Here is a 17,053-nt window from a genome sequence, read left to right on the forward strand (position 1 = left end):
CCGATTATGGTCGAAGTCCCGACCTGCTGCGGGCATTCATTTCGGCGGCGGGCAGCACCCATCGAAACAGTGTCTGAAATGTCCGAATGCGTGGCGCGGGGGCAGCGCTCAGTTACGTTCGGCCGCCATCGATTTCAGCGTCGCGACCCGCTTCTCCAGATACCGCAATTCGGTGGGGTCGAGCACATTGCGCTGGATCCCGGACAGCACCGCGAACGCCGACTGCCGATGATCATCGATCACCTCGACCTCGATCGCGACCGCCGTGTAGTCGTCCGCGCCGGGCATGGGGTCGGCCAGAATCTGCGCGCGACCCCGGGCGCACAGCGCCACATTGCCGCCGCCGAGGATCAGCAGCGCCACATCGGGCCGCTCCCGCAGCCGCGCCAGCGAGCCGCGATCCGATTTGAGACTGAGCAGAATCCGCCGATCTCCGGCACGCACCGGCCACGAGACCGGGATGGCGTGCGGGGCGGGATCTGTGGTCACCAACACCGCGATGGTGTCCAGCGGCCACTCCGGCAGTACGCTCAGTTCGGGGTGTTCCGTCTCCGGGCCTTCCGTCGAGGGCTCCTGACGTTCCCGCGCTTCGGCTACCATCTGCGTCACCTCACGATCGGGTACCAACACAGCGGGCTGGACTGTGTTGCCCGCAAGTGTATGCCGTTGCCCCCCTGGTGCGCTGGCGTCCGTCGCGGGCGTTCGGAGCGCCCGGCTCGTGATGCTCGTCGGTTACAGATGTGAAAACACCTTTGGACCTGCGAGGTAATGGATTGACGAGAAGCGATAACGGTTGCATCATTCGTTACAGTCCCCCGTTCATTCGGGGTCATGCGAGTAACCGGCCAATGTACGCCCGGTGAAGTCCGTCCGCCCCTCGGCGTCGACGAACGCAGCAGCATCGAAAAACATGACGCACCAGGCGTCAAACATGACGCTCAGGCGTCCCGGCGAGCGAGTGAGGTGAGTGCGTATGGGGTTCCGGCCGTACCCGAGACGACCGTGGAGCATCCCGCGCATTCCGCTGTCCGCCCCGTTCTTCTGAATGCGCCCAACAGTTTTCGCGGCACGCGCCCATACCTGCGGATCAGGTCGGCAGCGCGCCGCGTAGACGCGTTGGGTCGCCGTGTTGTGAAGTCAGTGTGAGGTGCGAGCACGAAGAGAGCGGAGACGGTGATGGTGGATTTCGGGTCGGCGCAGCAGCAGTCGGACATGGTCGCAACGGTGGGAGGCGCGACGGTGGCCAATCTCGTGGCGTCCCATGCGGTGATAGATGACCTGCGCTACCTGCGTGGGGAACTGACAGTGGCGGAAGTCCCGTACCTGCTGGTGCGTGACTCCGATCACCGCCTGGTTCTGGCGGTCGACACCCAGCATCGGGCGGCGCTGCGGCGCGTGCTCGGCGCCGCCATGGTGTCCGGATTCAAATTCAATGAGAAGCAGCACAATGTCTTCCGGCTCGGCCGGGACCTGGACACCGCCCATCACGTGGATGTCGAACTGTGGGAGTACCACGGCGACACCGTGGAGTGCCCGCGTCCGAATGCCTTGACCCGCAATGTCTTCGACCTCGCCGACGTGGAGTTCTCCACCGTGCTGCTGTACGACACCAGCTGGCCGACGCTGGAGGGCATGTTCACCCCGCACTCCACCGATGTCGGCTTCGATATCGATATCGTCTTCTCCTGGGTGGACGGCACCGATCCCGAATTCCGTGCTCGCCGTGCGGGAATGCTCGCGCAGGTGGTGGTCGGTGAGGGCGACGAGGCCGATGCCCGCATCCGCCAGATCGACGAACTGCGCTACGCGCTGCGCTCGGTGCACAAGAACGCGCCGTGGATCAGACGCATCTTCATCGCCACCGATTCCAGAGTGCCGGACTGGCTGGCCGACGATCCGCAGGTGACCGTCGTGCGGGCGATCGACCACTTCGCCGATGCGAGCGGTCTGCCGGTGTTCAATTCGCATGCGGTGGAAAGCCAGCTGCAGCACATCGAGGGGCTCTCGGAGCACTTCCTGTACTCCAATGACGACATGTTCTTCGCACGTCCGGTGCGGCCGTCCATGTTCTTCACCCCGGCCGGGATCAGCCGCTATATCGAGGCGGGCACCCGAATCGGCCCGGGCGCCAACAATGAACGCCGCAGTGGTTTCGAGAACGCCGCCCGGATGAACCGGCAATTGCTGACCCGGCGCTTCGGGCACATCATCACCCGGCATCTGGAGCACACCCCGGTTCCGCTGCGCCGCAGCGTGCTGCACGAGATGGAGCAGGCCTTCCCGGAGGATTTCGCCCGCACCCGCACCAGCCGCTTCCGCGCGGCCACCGATATCTCGGTGACCAATTCGCTCTACCACTACTACGCGCTGCTCACCGGGCGCGCCGTCGCGCAGGAGGCGGCGAAGGTCCGCTACGTGGACACCACCATGTACACCGGCCTCGCACTGCTCGACGGTTTGGCCAAGCGCCGCAATGTGGACTTCTTCTGCCTCAATGACGGTAGTTTCCCGGAGGTCCCGGAGACGGAGCGGGTGCGCGCGGTGTCGGAGTTCCTGGACACCTACTTCCCCGAAGCCGCGCCCTGGGAGAAGCCCGAAACGGTCGCCGACACCATCGCCGCATTCGAATCAGGCGCTGCCTGAACCGATTTCCAGGTCCACGGCGGCCCGCTCGGACATTGGGCGGGCCGCGCTATCGGTGGCCCGGCCCGTCATCATCGGGCGGCCATGTCAGCGGGTGGTCCGCCCCGTAATCCCGGCGTGCTTTCGGCCGGGATCCACCGTCAGAGCACCCCGTCGGACTCCGTGGCACTGTCGCGCCGCCGCATGACGTGCGGGATGCGGGCGGCTTCCGGAATCACGATCCCGGCTTCGGCGAGTCGCTCGGCCGCCTGCTCCGGGGTCGCGGGTTCGCCGACCGTCGGTCCCGCACCCAGCGGCACCACCGAATGCACCACGGTGTCCGGATAGACGTGCACATAGTTGAAGGCCTGCGCCCCGTCCCGGCCCCGCTGCCCGCCCTGCTGCACCGCCAGATCCTGGCTGTAGCAGGTGGCCGACGCCACTGACACCGGAATCCCGGCGAAGGTCGCACTGGTCGAGAAGTGCAGGTGCCCAGCCAGAATGGTGCGTACATCGGTGCCGTCCAGCACATCGGCGAGGCGGCGCTGATCGCGCAGCTCCACCGTCACCGCCAGATCCATCACACAGGGGATGGGCGGGTGGTGCATGGCCAGGATGGTGCCGAAGGGCGCCGGCTCGGCCAGCACGTCGCGCAGCCATTGCAGCTGAGCATCGGTGATCTCGCCGTAGTGGTGGCCGGGCACAGTGGTGTCGAGGGCGATGACGCGCAGCCCGTCGAACATGTGCACAGCGTCGAGCGGTGCGGCAGAACCTTTTTCATCGAGCAGTTCTTCGCGCAGTACGGCCCGGCTGTCGTGATTGCCGGCCACCCAGATCAGGGGTGCGCCGATGCGCGCGGCCCAGGGTTCGGCCAGCGCGCGCAGCTTGCGATAGGCGCCTGCCTCACCCTGATCGGTGAGGTCGCCGGTGAAGACGATGGCGGTGGGGGTGATGCGGCTGGCCTCGGCCTCGTCGAGGAGCTGGCGTAGCCGTGCTTCCGCGTCGACGTCCCCGTAGAGATCGGCGTCGGCGGCGATCAGATGGGTGTCACTGAAGTGGAACAGAACATGGTCTGCCCTCGGGTGCTCAGCGACTCTCGCGATGTACACGGACATCCTCCCCGGATGGTGTGTGCCCTCAGCTTGCTGATTCCGTCCGCCAGAATAGCGAAGCCTTTTACTTCAGAGTGCCCACGGTCAATGACGGCATGCTTGCGGGGAGGTGAGGTTTATGTGTCAACTCAGTGTCCGAGGCTACCCGCCAGCACTCGGGGATGCTCCTGCTCACGCGCGTGGAGCAGCGTGAAGTAGCGGCGCAGCATCAGGGCAGCTGTGGTGGCCAGACCGGCGGTCAGGCCCCACCACACGCCCGCCGCGCCCAGATGCAAGGGGAAGGCGAGCAGCAATGCCGTGGGCAATCCCACAATCCAATACCCCACCAGCGACAGCCGGAAACCTGCCCGGGTGTCTTTGAGGCCGCGCAGCAGGCCCACGCCGATGTTCTGGGCGGCGTCGAAGAACTGCAGCACGATGGCGATGAGCAGCAGCCCGTGTGCCAGCGAGACGGTCGCGGCATCGGTGTCGTCCAGGAACGGCCAGAGCACCCAGTCCGGTGCCGCCACATAGACGATGCCGGTGAGCGCCGCGACCACCGCGGCATAGCGCAGCGCCAGCCACGCCACCGAGCGCGCATGCCCGAATTCGTCGCGCGCCACCGCCTTGCTCACCAGAATCGAAGCGCCGTGCGACAACCCGATCGCCACCTGGAACACGATGTAGACGATTTGGTAGACGACATTGTGTGCCGCCAGCGCCGCCGCGCCGAGACTGCCCATCACCAGCGCCAGCACCGAGAACATGCCGGCCTCGGAACCGTAGGTGAGCGCGATGGGTGTACCCAGCCGCAGTTCATCGCGCACGGTCGCCCACTGCACCGGCCACATCCGCACCGGCAGTGTGGCGCCGAGTTTCGGATCCCGGTGCACCATGGTCCAGAACACCCCGAAGGTGATCAGGAAGACCAGTGAGGTGGCGACGCCGACTCCGGTCAGCCCGAGATCCGGCAGGAACGCCCAGCCGTGCATGAAGGCCAGCGCCAGCGCCACATTCAGCGCCACCGATCCGAGCGTCACCAGCAGCAGGGCCTGCGGCCGCTGCATGCCGACGGTGTACTGCCGCAGCACCTGAAACCACAGGCAGGGCAACAACCCCGGCGCCAGCGCGACCATCATGGGCCGCGCCTCGGCCAGCACCGAGGCGTCCTGACCGAGCCAGCGCAAGGCCCAGCCGAGGCCGATCAGCAGTGCGCCGCCGAGGATTCCGGCAATGGTCGCGATCAGGAAGCTGGACCGCACCACCTCCCGGACCTCGTCCGCGGCCGCGGCCCGGCCGCCGGTGCGCTTGCCGGCGTGACTGACCACGGTGGCGACCTGATTGCCGGTGCCGGTGATCAATCCGACGCACATGGTGCGAATCTGGTTGAACAGCACCAGCGCCAGGCCGCCCGCCGCCACCTGCCGCACGCCGAGCGTGCCCATCAGCGCGATATTCGTGGTCGATACCGCGACCTGGGCGAGCTGCGTCAAGGCGATGGGCATGGCCAGCGAGGTCAGCCGCCGCCCATCGGATTGCCGAGGGCCGTAAATCATTTGGCCGTGGCCCCGCTCGCGAACGCCTCGGCGTGCTCCGGCACCAGAATCGTGTGCGTCCCGTCAGCAGGCGGCGTGGCAGCCCGGCGGCCGCGCGCCGGCGCGTAGCGATCCAGCATCGCCGCGACCTTGGTCTCGGTGGCCGGATCGAGCAGATTCCGCTCGCTCATCCAGAAGTCGTCGAAGACGGTGTCGAGATACTTCTCCCCGCCGTCGCCCACAATCGTGACCACCGTGGACCCTGCCGGGAATTCGTCCATCCGCTCCAGCGCGGCGTAGATCGAACCACCCGCGGAACCGCCGATCATGAGTCCGAGCTTGGTGGCCAGCACCCGGGTGGCGGCGAACGCCTCCACATCGGAGACCTTCACCCCGTCCTCGAGCATGCTCAGATCCTCGGCGACGGTCTTGCCCGGATCGGCGCCCTCCGGCGTCCCGGTCCCCGACTGCCAGTACGGCCCACCCGGCCCGCCGAAGGCGATCGAACCCACCGGCTCGACCCCGTACAGCAGCGGCTCGCGGCCCAGTTCGCGCAGCCGCCGCGCCGTCCCGAACAGCGAACCACCGGTCCCCACAGCGGAAATCAGCGCATCCACGTGCCCGAGATCGGCGAGCAATTCCTCGGCGAGCACGTAGTACCCGAGCGGATTGGCATCGTTGTTGTGCTGCTCGGTGAAGTACGTGTTGGGCTCGCGGCCCTCCCGCAATGCCGCCGCGCATTCGTCCAGCGCCATGTGCTCGGCGAGGTCTTCCCGCGCCGAGGTGGAGAGGCCGTCGTCATCGCCTCCGGAGACGAAAATCAGTTCCGTGCCCATGGCTTTCATCGTGCGTAGTTTGTCGCGGCAGGCGTGATGGTCCACCACCGCGGTAAAGCGGTACCCGCGTTCGGCGGCGATAACCGCCAGCCCCAGACCCGTATTCCCGGAAGTGGATTCGATGATGTGCCCACCGGGGCGCAGCAATCCGCGCGCTTCCGCATCGTCGATCATGGCCTTGGCCATTCGGATTTTCGCGGCGCCGGTGGGGTTCATGTTCTCGAGTTTCAGGAACAGCCGGGTGCCGGTGTCCGTAGCCGCCAGCTCGAACAGTGGGGTGTGGCCGATAAGGTCTGTCACGCGCGTCGTGACAACCGGCATGAAAGTATCTCCTCGCGATCGGTGTTATGCGGATACGTGCTGTTCAACGCAGTCGATCGAAGCTCAGCGCAACAATAGTCCACCCGATTTCGGGCGATTGAGCGATGTCCGGAAAGCGCAGCTTTTCAGTTGGGGGAGTCGAGCTCCCATTCGAAACACCGCTCCCCGGTGACGTTATGCAATACGACTTTAGGGGGAATCGGCTGATCGTGAAAGGCCGATTCATTGCTGTCCATCTGATAACCGGCCGTATTGGGGTAAATGAGCAGATCGTCCGTTACTGCGGGCCGGGGGAGCGGAATGCGCCGCCAACTGAGCATGTCCTCCTCCAGACAGGAGGAGCCGCCGACACAGGTCGGGCTCACACTGCCCGGGCGCTGTGGCCACAGCACCGGATCCGGCAGGTATTCGCTGTCGAACCACTGCTCGGAGAGGCTGAGACTGGTGCCGTTCACGGTCAGGATGCGGTACGGGTGACCGTGTGCGGTACGGGTTTTCGCGCCCTGCACCTGGAAGACGGTGCTGCCGGCGCGATCCAGCAGAGCCCGGCCGGGCTCGATGGCGATCCGAATCCCGGCCGCGCGCAGCCGATCTCCCAGATCCTCGTAATCGAGAATGGCCGCCAGCATGGCCGGGCCCGGCACCGGGCAGTGATACGGGTAGTACGAATCCGGTTGCGGTGCACGGTCACTGTGAAACCAGCGCGGATTCACCCCGTCGCGGAAGGCGTCCCACGCGGCGGCGGGCACATAGTCCACTCCGAAACCGCCGCCGATGGACAGCGTGGTGACGGGGTGGCCCAGGCCGCGGGCCTCCCGGCAGCGGGCGATCAGCGTCGAGGCGAGTGCGGCGCGATCGGCGACCGCGTAGCCCCGGAGATGAAAACTGAAGCCCTCCAGTCGAATCGAATCGGCATCGATCAGGGTCAGCGCCAGATCGAGTTCATCCCCGGTCATGCCGAAGCGACTTGTCGACCCGGGCGGCAGCACCCGCAATAGCGCGCGAGCGCCCCCCTGGGCACCACCGAGGACGCCATGAGCACTACCGAGGACGCCATGAGCACTACCGAGGGCGCTCAGCCGGGCGAGTTCGTCGAGATCGTCGATGGCGACCAGGGCGCGATGGCGCGCGGCCAATGAAAGCAATTCCTGCGATTTCGCCGGGCCCGTGACCATGAGATCGTGACCGAGTACGCCCCCGGCCAGCGCCGCCCGGAATTCCCCCGCACTGGAGACATCCACGCCCGCACCGTTTTCCGCGCAGGCGCGCACCACGGCGGGCGACTTATTGGCCTTCTTGCCGTAGTAGATGGCGCCCACCACGCCTTTACCGGCGAATACCTGTTGAAAGGCTTTGATATTCACGGCTACTCGGGCCGGATACATGAGGTGGAACTGTCCGCCGACACTTTCGGCTATATCGCGCAGCAGTGTCGGGTGCGCCAGCAAACGCTCTTCCCACTCGTCGCGATGGGCGGGCATGGGCGCCGCCGTGATGGTGGAGCGGCCGGGCTGCAGGCCGGTCAGTCCCACAGCGGCACCTCCGTTCCGCGGCCTTCGGCGATGGCGCGGGTGGCCAGCGCGTGCGCGACCGCGATATCGGTGAGCACCAGACCGCTGTTGTAGACGAAGATGCGCTCGTCGTCGGTGCGGCGGCCGACGGCGCGGTGATCGAGGATCTGCGGTAGCTCGGCGTCGACCTGTCGCAGCCGCCCGTCCGGGCCCGCCATATCGGTGCCCGTCAGCGTCATTTGCTCAGCGCTGGTGGCGATTACGCGATCCGCCTCGGTGAGCGTGGAGGGCGCCAGGCCGTAGCCGACCAGCACCACGGTCGCGCCGGGTGCGAGATCCTTCGCCTCGATGCTGACCCGAGTGCCGGGCCCGGCGGTCGCCAGCACGACATCGGCGGTGCGGGCGGCGGCGTGCGGGTCACTGACCAGTTCCAGCTCGGCCTGTGGATGATGCTGCCGCAGTTGCTGATACACCGACTCCAGCCCCTCGGGATGGGTGCCGTACAGCATCAGCCGATTCAGCTGCGGATTGGCGGCGAGCAGATGCGGCAGCGCATTGCGCCCCTGGGTGCCGGTGCCGATGAGCAGCACACTGCGCGCCCCGGGCCGGGCCGTCTCGCGCACCAGCAGCGCCGATACCGCCGGCGTGCGCAGCGCTCCGACGCGCGCGCAATCCATCATGGCCAGCGGCATACCGGTGGCGTCGTCGTAGAGCGTGATGGTGGTGTAGTACCGCTTGGTGCTGCGGTCGTGGTGCGGATCGAACTTGTACGAGGTCTTCATGGCGACCACCCGCCGCCGGCCGTCCCGGCCGAGCATGGCGTAGGCCACGGACCAGCCGTCCGGATGCGCGACGCTGAGCTTGCGCGGATTATCCGAATCTCCCGCCGCGAAGGCGAGATACGCGTCCTCGACGGCGCGCACCACCTCGGCGGGACTGATCGGCACATCCGCGAGATCGCTGCGGCTGAGTACGCGCAGCGGGGTCGGTCGGGTATTCACCTGCGGTTACCTCGGATCGTCCGGAATGGCGCCACCACCCGCTGGCCGTAGCCGCTCTCGGCGGCCTCGGCCGCAGCGCGACGACGCTGCGGCAGCCGGATGTTCACGCGCTTGAGCCAGCGGTCGGTGCCGTTGTAGCGGGGGGTGAACGGCACCCGGCCGTGCACCACCACGTCATTGTCCACCAGCAGCAGTTCTCCGGGGGCCAAAGCGGCGGTGATGCACACCCTTTCGAGTTCTGCCGCCAAATGGTCATAGGCGGAACGGAATTCGGGATCGGCCTCGTCGAGCGGCGTGTACGCGGGATCGAAGCGCAGGGTCAGCTGTCCGTCCTCGTCGCCGAGGGTGGCGATCGGGGGCGCGGGCTCGTCCGGGAAATCGGCGCCGTAGGAGACGTCCGGCAGGATCGGCAGCTCGCGCCGGCTGAGCCGTTCCCGCTGTGCCGCATCCAGTTCCACCTGCCGCACCGAGGACACGGTGGTGCCGACATCATCCGGATTGCGCAGGCAGCCGAGCATCAGCAGATTGGCGCGCTGCGGATGGAAGGCGTCTTCGGAGTGCGGGCTCAGCAGTGCGGTACTGCTCGCCCCGGACTGCTCGTGCTCGTGTCCGGGGGAGGGCACGATGTTGTTGACCAGCCGTCCGCCCTGCTGCCCCTGCCAGCCGAAGGGCTCACCCGCGCAGCGCGCCAGCAGCAGCATGGTGATGTCGAGGGCATAGGAGGAGGACCGCCGCCCGGCGTCCCCGGCCCAGGCCGCGGCCTGCCGCCAATCCAGGGGCGTATGCCCGAGTTCGTCGTCGCGCAGCGGCAGCCGGCCGACAACCGTGACGCCCGCGTCGGTGGCGGGCGCGCGCATGGCCTGGTGCACGGCCTCGGGGAGTTCGAGATAGCGGGCGTCGATGTGGTGCAGCAGGTCCGGGTCGGTGAGCGTGATTGCTATCGCCGGGCTGGGACCCAGTGTGACGGCAATCTCATCAGCCAGCGCGCGGACCGCCTGTCCGGCGGAGTCCGGGAGTTCGCGTCGTTCGAGTTGTGAAGGGTGAAACGTCTTACGTTCAGAGAGAACGCTTTTCACCAAGGGGATGCCTTCCTGGCTTCAGGGGTGACACGCGGGTTTCAGCTTCCCGAGGGAAGGTATCCGGCCACGAGAAATTTGGCAAGGCTTACCTAATGGGCGTGTTCGACGATAGCTGATAAGCATCAAAGACTAGCCGGGAGGGTAACCGACCCATATCGATCCGGGCGACTCGAACAAGCGTCCGTTCACGTTCGTGGAAGGAAAACCGAACTACCTGGATGATGTATGGAGTGCGTTCCAAACAGGCCGGTGTCGGCGCCACTCTGAACCGCGCCGGCCTGATGGTCACGGCGGCCGCTCTCGTGCTGCTGGCGGGTTGCGGCACAGTCGATCTCACGCCTGTCCCGGACAGCATGCCGCCCGGTGCGGGCGCGCCGCTGCCGCTCATCGATCTGGATGCGCCGGGGCGCAGCGCGATTCAGCTGCACTCCTGGGCGCAGGAGCAGTCCGGCTCGCTCGGCATCGGCGTGGTCGCGTTGGAGGCCTACGGATATGCCGCCGCGCTCATGGCGCGCTCACGCCCGGAATGCGGCATCGGGTGGACCACCGTGGCCGCCATCGCCAGTGTCGAGAGTCAGCACGGCACGCACAGCGGGGCGCACGTCGCCGACGACGGCAAGGTGACGCCGCCGATCCGGGGCCGGGCCCTGGACGGTTCACCCGGCGTCGCCAAGATCGTGGACGCCGACGGCAATCCCGTCCGGGCCATGGGCCCGTTCCAATTCATCCCCGAGACCTGGCAGCGCTGGGGTATGGACGCGAACGGTGACGGCATTGCCGATCCGGACAATATCGACGATGCGGCGCTCACCGCCGCGCGCTACCTCTGCGCCAGCGGCGGTGACCTCACCGGCGCCCCCGGCTGGCAGCAGGCGCTGCTCACCTACAACCAGTCCACGACTTACATGAGCACGGTCCGCTACCGCGCCGCCGCGTACAGCGTCGGCCGCCGGGCCTGAATGTTCTTCGAGTTCAAGCAGGGTCGACCCACCCCGAGTTCGCGGCGCGCCCGGGTCTGGACTGACGGAGCGGGGGAGCGAAGCGGAGAAGCGGAGGAGGGAAGAACCGGGTAACAGGGTCGCGAACCCCGCCGGAGCGAAGCGGAGGCCGAGGATATTGCTAGGCTCGTTGGCGCACGGGACTGCCGTGCGACCTGCCGGGTAAGCAGCCAAAGGAGTGTCGTTTCGTGGCCATCATCGAACAGGTCGGAGCTCGCGAGATCCTGGATTCGCGTGGCAACCCCACTGTCGAGGTCGAGATCGCTCTCGACGACGGCACCCTCACTCGCGCGGCCGTGCCGTCCGGCGCGTCCACCGGCGAGCACGAGGCCGTGGAGCTCCGTGACGGCGGTGACCGTTACAACGGCAAGGGTGTGCAGAAGGCCGTCGAGGCCGTGCTGGACGAGATCGCGCCGGCCGTGATCGGCCTGGACGCCGTCGAGCAGCGCACCGTCGACCAGACCCTGCTGGATCTGGACGGCACCCCGGACAAGTCGCGCCTGGGCGCGAATGCCCTGCTGGGTGTTTCGCTCGCCGTGGCCCGCGCCGCCGCCGAATCCTCGGGCCTGGAGCTGTTCCGCTACATCGGCGGACCGAACGCCCATGTGCTGCCCGTTCCCATGATGAACATCCTCAATGGTGGTGCGCACGCCGATACCGGCGTCGACGTCCAGGAGTTCATGATCGCCCCGATCGGCGCGCCCACCTTCAAGGAGGCGCTGCGCTGGGGCACCGAGGTCTACCACTCGCTGAAGTCGGTGCTCAAGGCGCAGGGCCTGTCCACCGGTCTGGGCGATGAGGGCGGCTTCGCGCCGGACGTCGCGGGCACCCGCGCCGCGCTGGATCTGATCGCCATCGCCATCGACAAGGCCGGCTACAAGCTGGGCACCGATATCGCGCTCGCGCTCGATGTGGCCGCCACCGAGTTCTACACCGCCGGTGAGGGTTACAAGTTCGAGGGCTCGGTCCGCACCGCCGCCGAGATGAACGAGTTCTATGCCGAGCTCATCACCCAGTTCCCGATCGTCTCCATCGAGGATCCGCTGTCGGAGGACGACTGGGACGGCTGGGTCGCGCTCACCGACTCCATCGGCGACAAGGTGCAGCTGGTCGGCGACGACCTGTTCGTCACCAACCCGGAGCGCCTGGAAGAGGGCATCGCCAAGGGCGCCGCCAACGCGCTGCTGGTGAAGGTGAACCAGATCGGCACGCTGACCGAGACACTCGACGCGGTCGATCTCGCGCACCGCAACGGCTACAAGACGATGATGAGCCACCGGTCCGGCGAGACCGAGGACACCACCATCGCCGATCTGGCCGTCGCCGTCGGTTCCGGTCAGATCAAGACCGGCGCCCCGGCGCGCTCGGAGCGGGTTGCCAAGTACAACCAGCTGCTGCGCATCGAAGACGCGCTCGGTGACTCGGCGCGCTACGCCGGAGATGTCGCCTTCCCTCGTTTCGCGTTCGAAGGCTGAATAATCGATCCCCGAAGGTTGGGACAATCGGCTGAGTTTCGGGGTGTGAAATGACGGAGCGACGGGCGCGCGGTACCAGTCCGGCAGGACGCGGTGACCGCCGCCCGTCGCGCACCGCCAAGCCTCGAACCAGTACCAAGCGGGCCGAGTCCGCCGCGTCCGCCACCGGTGCCGCCGCTCCCAAGCGGCGTTCGGCCGCGAAGGCGGCCACTTCGAAGCGCACCGCGCGGGCGAAATCGGAACGGCACGAACGCCAGATCCTCGGTATGTCCACCGGTCGCGCCGTGCTGCTGGCCGCGGTGCTGTGCGGGCTCGCACTCACCCTGGCGGTGCCGCTGCGCACGTATTTCACCCAGCGCGCCGATGCCGCCGAACTCGCTTCGCAGCGTGAGCAATTGCAGGACGATGTGGCGCGCCTGCGCGATCGCCGTGCGCAGCAACAGGATCCGGCCTACATCAAGTCCGAGGCGCGCGACCGGCTGCGGCTGGTCATGCCCGGCGAGACCCCCTATATCGTGCAGATCCCCGGCATAGACCAGCCGGCCATTCCGACCCAGCCCGCGAAGGCGCGGGAACCGGATCCCTGGTACACGGAGCTGTGGCGCAGTATTTCCGCGCCGCAACCCGCCGCCGCCCCACCCGCGGATCCGGCGCCACCACCGCCGAATCCGCCTGCCCCAGTCGAGGAAGGACAACCCAGGTGACCACATCCGAGAACCCCGGTCAGCCCAGCGAGCGGGATCTCGAGATCGTCGCCAAGCAACTGGGCCGGGAGCCGCGCGGCGTACTCGCCATCGCGTACCACACCCCGGACGGGCTGCCCGCGGTCGTGAAGACCGCGCCGAAACTGCCAGACGGCACGCCCTTTCCGACCCTGTACTACCTGACCGACCCGCGGCTCACCGCCGAGGCCAGCCGGTTGGAGACCACGGGTCTCATGCGCGATATGACCGAACGGCTCACCCGCGATACCGAATTGGCCGCCGGGTACCGCGCCGCGTACGAGAGCTACCTGGCCGAGCGCAATGCCATCGAGGATCTCGGCACGGATTTCGCCGGTGGCGGTATGCCGGATCGGGTCAAATGCCTGCATGTTCTCATCGCCCATGCGCTGGCCAAGGGGCCGGGGGTGAACCCGCTCGGTGACGAGGCGGTGGCCGCCGCCGCCGAACACGGGTTGCGTGGCAAGGCGATTCCGGCAGACTGGCCGAAGTACCCAGCACGTGCAGACCACGAGGCGAACTCAGAAGGTATGGCATGAGTGGTCATGGCCCCCGCTCAGGCCGAAAGGACGCAGCATGAGTGAGCGGATCGCCGCCGTCGATTGCGGCACCAACTCCATTCGACTACTGATCGCCGATGCCACCCGGGACGAGACGCGGGGCGCGCATCTCACCGATGTGCATCGGGAAATGCGGATCGTCCGGCTCGGCCAGGGCGTGGACGCCACCGGTGCGCTGAATCCGGAGGCCATCGAGCGCACGCGGGTCGCACTGCACGACTATGTGGATCTGATGATCGAGCACGGTGTCACGCGGGTGCGGATGACCGCCACCTCCGCGACCCGGGATGCGAGCAATCGCGAGGATTTCTTCACCATGACGGGCGTCGAACTCGGCCGGGTCGTGGATGGTGCGCAGGCCGAGGTCATCACCGGCGATGAGGAGGCGCGGCTGTCCTTCGCCGGTGCGGTCGGCGAATTGTCCAGCGAAGACGGCCCTTTCGTGGTTGTCGATCTGGGCGGCGGTTCCACCGAGGTGGTGCTGGGCGACAGTGACGGCGTGCAGTCCGCGTATTCGGCCGATATCGGCTGTGTGCGGATCACCGAACGCTGCCTGCTCGGCAATCCGCCCACGCGCGAGGAGGTCGCGTCGGCGCGCTTCTTCGCCTCCGAGCGTTTGGCGCAGGCCTTCGGCGTGGTGCCGGTGGAGCGGGCGCGCACCTGGGTGGGCGTGGCCGGCACCATGACCACGCTGGCCGCGGTCGCACTCGACCTGCCCGAATACGATTCGGAGAAGGTGCATCTCACCCGCCTGCCGCTGAGCGAGGTGCGCCGGGTCAGCGATCTGCTGATCGGCATGAGTCACGAGGAGCGGGCCGCACTGGGTCCCATGCATCCCGGCCGGGTCGATGTGATCGGCGGCGGTGCGGTGATCGCCGAGGTACTGGCCGATGAGCTGGCGCGGCGAGCCGGAATCTCCGAGCTGATCATCAGCGAGCACGACATCCTGGACGGCATCGCCCTCTCCATCGCCTGACCCGCGTCCCACCTCGGTCGCGGTGCTCGGGTGGTCCGGCCGCCGGAAGCCGGCGTATGCGGCCGCGCGATCTCGGCGGGTACCGAGTGGCTGGTCGTATCACCGCGGCCCGCTTTCGGATTCGGGCTGACGGCGTTTCCGTGCGAGCTTCCGATTCGAAGCTGGTAAACCGGGCATATCCCGTTCGAGAGCGACTCGCCGCTGGTCAGGGTCCTTGATAGGGCCATTGCCTGGCAAACTGAAGACCCTTGCCAAGAGCGCTTTGACCTGTGCATTTGCTCTCGAGTTTGTGACGCAGGTCAACAGCTGAGGTTGCTGTCAGATTGCCCAATATGGGAGGGTCTGGTTCATGTCAGAGGTAGCTCACCACGCGAAACCGGTCTCCGAACGGACCCTGTTCGGCCATCCCATCGGTCTGGCGAATCTGTTCGGCGTCGAGCTGTGGGAACGGTTCTCGTTCTACGGCATGGTCACCATCCTGGGGTACTACCTGTACTACACGACCGCCGACGGCGGTCTGGGCCTGGAGAAGACAACTGCCACCGGCATTGTCGGCGCCTACGGTGGTCTCGTCTATCTCTCCACGGTGCTCGGCGGCTGGATCGCCGACCGGGTGCTGGGCTCCGAGCGCACCGTGTTCTACGGCGGCGTGGTCGTCATGGCGGGTCATATCGCGCTGGCGGTTCTGCCCGGCCTGACCGGTGTCGGCGTCGGCCTGGTGCTGGTGGCGCTGGGTTCCGGTGCGCTGAAGGCGAATGCCTCGTCGCTGCTGGGCACCCTGTACGACAAGGGCGACGCACGCGCGGACGGCGGCTTCACACTGTTCTATCTGGGCATCAACCTCGGCGCGTTCGCGGGCCCGCTGCTCACCGGTCTACTGCAGGATCATGTCGGCTTCCACTACGGCTTCGGCGCGGCGGCCATCGGTATGGCGCTGGGTCTGACCCAGTACGTGGTGTTCCGCCGCAATCTCGGCGACCACGGCCGCGATGTGCCGAACCCGCTGCCCCGCACCGCGATTCCGAAGTCCATCGCCGCTGTCGTGCTGTTCGGGGTGCTGGTCGCCGTGGCCGCGCTGACCGGCCTGCTGACGCTCTCGAATCTGCCGAACGCGACCACCGGTGTGATCGTGGTGGCGTCGATCGCGTACTTCACCATCATGCTGACCAGCCCGAAGGTCGAACCCACCGAGCGCGTCCGGGTGCGCGCCTTCATCCCGCTGTTCATTGCGAACGCGGTGTTCTGGTCGCTGTTCCAGCAGATCTTCACCGTGCTGGCGGTGTACTCCGATGAGCGGATCGACTGGAACGTCTTCGGCTGGACCGCACCGTCCAACTGGATCGGCTCCATGGAACCGGTGTGGATCATCGCGCTCTCGCCGCTGTTCGCGATCATGTGGACCCGGCTGGGCAATCGCGCGCCGAGCACCCCGCACAAGTTCGCGTTCGGCGTGCTCGGAATGGGCGCGGCCTTCATGCTTTTCGCGATCTTCTCCGGCACCGACGGCAAGTCCGTGCCGATTCTGTTCGTGTTCGCGGTGCTCGGCGGCTTCGCCATCTCGGAACTGCTGCTCTCGCCGATCGGCCTGGCGGTGACAACCAAGCTGGCGCCCAATGCTTTCCGCGCCCAGATGATGGCCCTCTACTTCTTCTCGGTCGGCATCGGCACCTCGATGTCGGGTGTGCTCTCCAAGTTCTACGATCCCTCGCGGGAACTGGCGTACTTCGGTATCACCGGGCTGGTGGCCGTCCTGGTCGGCTTCGGCGTGCTGGCTATCGCTCCGTGGGTGACCCGTCATATGGAGGGCGTGCACTGATCCGGGCGAACAGCAGGTGCACGAGCATGCCGACCAGCGCGGACATGGTCACGCCGCTGCCGAGCAACAGTCGTAGATCGGCCGGAAAGCTCTGATAGAGACCGGGTGTGAGGATCGGCGGCAGCCCTGCCGTCAGCGCCGCCGTCGCGGTGATCAGTACCCCGTCATCGCGCATATCGACGCGTTCGAACATGCCGATGCCGGAGGCGACGATCATGGCGAAGGCGATTGCGGCGGTGCCGCCGATCACCGGGCCGGGCAGGGAGTTCACCAGCCGGCCGATCGGCGCGAAGAAGGCCGCGATCGCCAGCAGCACGCCGGTCAGTGCCGTGACGTACCGGCTGCGCACCCCGGTGAGCTGGATGAGTCCGATATTCTCGCCACTGGTCACCATGGTCGCGCCGCCGAGCGCGCCGGACAGCAGCGAGGTCACGGCATCGCCGCGAATGGTGCGCCCCACCGTGGCGGCGGTGTCGATCTTCTTGCCGCATGTGATCCACAACCGGCGGC

15 protein-coding genes are annotated in these 17,053 nt (G+C 67.1%); 7 read left to right on the plus strand and 8 right to left on the minus strand.

Features of this window, described 5'->3' with window-relative positions; all coding sequences use genetic code 11:
* Nucleotides 1-108 precede the first annotated feature (108 nt).
* Nucleotides 109-600 carry a hypothetical protein gene (locus tag OG716_RS36095; RefSeq protein ID WP_405134764.1) on the minus strand — a complete coding sequence of 164 codons (492 nt, stop codon included), beginning with the start codon at nt 598-600 and terminating at the stop codon, nt 109-111.
* Between the two features lie 612 nt (nt 601-1,212).
* Between OG716_RS36095 and OG716_RS36100 the strand changes: the two genes are divergently transcribed.
* A complete protein-coding gene (locus OG716_RS36100) occupies nt 1,213-2,643 on the plus strand; it encodes a stealth family protein (RefSeq protein ID WP_405140158.1) in 1,431 nt (476 codons plus the stop codon).
* Between the two features lie 140 nt (nt 2,644-2,783).
* On the opposite strand, the gene OG716_RS36105 is transcribed toward OG716_RS36100, so the two are convergent.
* From OG716_RS36105 to OG716_RS36130, 6 genes are all read right to left on the minus strand, one after another.
* On the minus strand, nt 2,784-3,731 hold the full coding sequence (locus tag OG716_RS36105) for a metallophosphoesterase (RefSeq protein WP_405134765.1): 948 nt from the start codon (nt 3,729-3,731) through the stop codon (nt 2,784-2,786).
* A 131-nt stretch (nt 3,732-3,862) separates the two neighbouring features.
* A complete protein-coding gene (locus tag OG716_RS36110; protein ID WP_405134766.1) occupies nt 3,863-5,269 on the minus strand; it encodes an MATE family efflux transporter in 1,407 nt (468 codons plus the stop codon).
* Nucleotides 5,266-6,405 carry a PLP-dependent cysteine synthase family protein gene (locus OG716_RS36115; protein ID WP_405134767.1) on the minus strand — a complete coding sequence of 380 codons (1,140 nt, stop codon included), beginning with the start codon at nt 6,403-6,405 and terminating at the stop codon, nt 5,266-5,268. The genes OG716_RS36110 and OG716_RS36115 overlap by 4 nt, the downstream gene beginning before the upstream one ends.
* Nucleotides 6,406-6,530: 125 nt before the next feature.
* Nucleotides 6,531-7,937 (minus strand): Y4yA family PLP-dependent enzyme, encoded by a 1,407-nt coding sequence (locus OG716_RS36120; protein WP_405134768.1) that lies wholly within the window; start codon nt 7,935-7,937, stop codon nt 6,531-6,533.
* Nucleotides 7,928-8,917, minus strand: a complete 990-nt coding sequence (locus OG716_RS36125; protein ID WP_405134769.1) for an ornithine cyclodeaminase family protein — start codon at nt 8,915-8,917, stop codon at nt 7,928-7,930. The genes OG716_RS36120 and OG716_RS36125 overlap by 10 nt, the downstream gene beginning before the upstream one ends.
* Nucleotides 8,914-9,993 (minus strand): TauD/TfdA family dioxygenase, encoded by a 1,080-nt coding sequence (locus OG716_RS36130; RefSeq protein WP_405134770.1) that lies wholly within the window; start codon nt 9,991-9,993, stop codon nt 8,914-8,916. The genes OG716_RS36125 and OG716_RS36130 overlap by 4 nt, the downstream gene beginning before the upstream one ends.
* Nucleotides 9,994-10,217: 224 nt before the next feature.
* Between OG716_RS36130 and OG716_RS36135 the strand changes: the two genes are divergently transcribed.
* From OG716_RS36135 to OG716_RS36160, 6 genes are all read left to right on the plus strand, one after another.
* A complete protein-coding gene (locus OG716_RS36135) occupies nt 10,218-10,955 on the plus strand; it encodes a lytic transglycosylase domain-containing protein (protein ID WP_405140160.1) in 738 nt (245 codons plus the stop codon).
* Between the two features lie 227 nt (nt 10,956-11,182).
* Complete coding sequence (gene eno, locus OG716_RS36140) at nt 11,183-12,469, plus strand: phosphopyruvate hydratase (RefSeq protein WP_327142111.1); 1,287 nt, start codon at nt 11,183-11,185, stop codon at nt 12,467-12,469.
* A gap of 50 nt (nt 12,470-12,519) precedes the next feature.
* Complete coding sequence (locus OG716_RS36145; RefSeq protein WP_405134771.1) at nt 12,520-13,173, plus strand: septum formation initiator family protein; 654 nt, start codon at nt 12,520-12,522, stop codon at nt 13,171-13,173.
* Nucleotides 13,170-13,730: a DUF501 domain-containing protein gene (locus OG716_RS36150; protein WP_405134772.1), complete on the plus strand. Its 561-nt coding sequence runs from the start codon at nt 13,170-13,172 to the stop codon at nt 13,728-13,730. The genes OG716_RS36145 and OG716_RS36150 overlap by 4 nt, the downstream gene beginning before the upstream one ends.
* Before the next feature lie 37 nt (nt 13,731-13,767).
* Nucleotides 13,768-14,727 carry an exopolyphosphatase gene (locus OG716_RS36155; RefSeq protein WP_405134773.1) on the plus strand — a complete coding sequence of 320 codons (960 nt, stop codon included), beginning with the start codon at nt 13,768-13,770 and terminating at the stop codon, nt 14,725-14,727.
* A 349-nt stretch (nt 14,728-15,076) separates the two neighbouring features.
* A complete protein-coding gene (locus OG716_RS36160; protein ID WP_405134774.1) occupies nt 15,077-16,543 on the plus strand; it encodes a peptide MFS transporter in 1,467 nt (488 codons plus the stop codon).
* Here the strand turns inward: OG716_RS36160 and OG716_RS36165 are convergent.
* On the minus strand, nt 16,500-17,045 hold the full coding sequence (locus OG716_RS36165; protein ID WP_405134775.1) for a solute carrier family 23 protein: 546 nt from the start codon (nt 17,043-17,045) through the stop codon (nt 16,500-16,502). The two genes, OG716_RS36160 and OG716_RS36165, sit on opposite strands and share 44 nt — an antisense overlap.
* Nucleotides 17,046-17,053: the final 8 nt, after the last annotated feature.

This window comes from Nocardia sp. NBC_01388 (genome assembly GCF_045040085.1).
In the GTDB taxonomy this organism is placed as follows: domain Bacteria; phylum Actinomycetota; class Actinomycetes; order Mycobacteriales; family Mycobacteriaceae; genus Nocardia.